This window comes from Pseudomonas sp. G1002, assembly GCF_013385455.1.
GTDB lineage: Bacteria > Pseudomonadota > Gammaproteobacteria > Pseudomonadales > Pseudomonadaceae > Aquipseudomonas.
Genome location: NZ_JACAPY010000067.1, coordinates 1 through 1347, shown reverse-complemented (window position 1 = coordinate 1347; position 1347 = coordinate 1). Strand labels below are relative to the sequence as shown.

Annotated in this window: 1 protein-coding gene; it reads right to left on the bottom strand. The window is 61.8% G+C overall.

All coding sequences use genetic code 11. The annotated features are described in order from the left end of the window. Positions 1–1244: urocanate hydratase (gene hutU, locus HX801_RS31510; RefSeq protein WP_177023410.1), on the bottom strand; the 1244-nt coding region annotated here is incomplete at its 3' end. Between the last annotated feature and the right edge of the window lie 103 nt (positions 1245–1347).

Genomic DNA, 1347 nt, shown 5'->3' with positions numbered 1-1347 from the left:
AGGCCAACCCAGCAGATACGCGCCGGCAGGCCCTGGAAGCTGATGCGCTCGCGGGCCATGTCCAGCCAGTTGTGCAGGTGCGCGTCGTCCGGGATCAGCTCTTTGACTTTGGCGTCGGTCTTGTAGATGTCTTGCGGGTCGCCCGACAGCGCAGCCCAACGGAACGGGCCGATGCCACGGCAGAACAGCGGACGGATGTAGGCCGGGACGAAACCCGGGAAGTCGAAGGCGTTTTCCACGCCCACTTCTTGCGCCATCTGACGGATGTTGTTGCCGTAGTCGAACGTCGGGATGCCTTGTTTCTGGAACTCGAGCATGGCCTTGACGTGCACGGCCATCGACTGCTTGGCGGCCTTGATCACTTCGGCCGGTTCGGTCTTGGCGCGGGCGCGGTATTCGTCCCAGGTCCAGCCGGTGGGCAGGTAGCCGTTGAGCGGGTCGTGGGCGCTGGTCTGGTCGGTGACCATGTCCGGGCGCACGCCGCGCTTGACCAGTTCCGGAAGGATTTCAGCGGCGTTGCCCAGCAACGCGATGGAGATCGCCTGGCCGGCCTTGGTGTATTTGTCGATGCGCGCCAGGGCGTCGTCGAGGTCGGTGGCTTGTTCGTCGACGTAGCGGCTGCTCAGGCGGAAGTCGATGCTGACCTGCTGGCATTCGATGTTCAGCGAGCAGGCACCGGCCAGGGTCGCGGCCAGTGGCTGGGCGCCGCCCATGCCGCCGAGGCCGGCAGTCAGGACCCAACGGCCCTTGAGGTCATCGTTGTAGTGCTGGCGACCGGCTTCGACGAAGGTTTCGTAGGTGCCCTGCACGATGCCCTGGCTGCCGATGTAGATCCAGCTGCCGGCGGTCATCTGGCCGTACATGGCCAGGCCCTTGGCATCCAGTTCGTTGAAATGCTCCCAGCTCGCCCAGTGCGGTACCAGGTTGGAGTTGGCGATCAGCACGCGCGGGGCGTTGCTGTGGGTCTTGAACACGCCGACGGGTTTGCCGGATTGCACCAGCAGGGTTTCGTCGTCGTTGAGGTTGGTCAGGCTTTCGACGATCTTGTCGTAGCATTCCCAGTTACGTGCCGCACGGCCGATACCGCCGTACACCACCAGTTCTTTCGGATTTTCGGCAACCTGCGGGTCGAGGTTGTTCATCAACATGCGCAGCGGCGCTTCAGTCAGCCAGCTTTTGGCGGTCAGCGTGTTGCCGCGTGCGGCACGGATTTCAACGTCACGGTATTGGGTAGGCTTGGTCACAAAAAAATCCTCAACGATCAATGCGCGAACATTGATGGGTGCGAAGAGGAAGTTCATGGACTCTTACGCACACATCTTTACTTGTACATACAAGCATATGCAA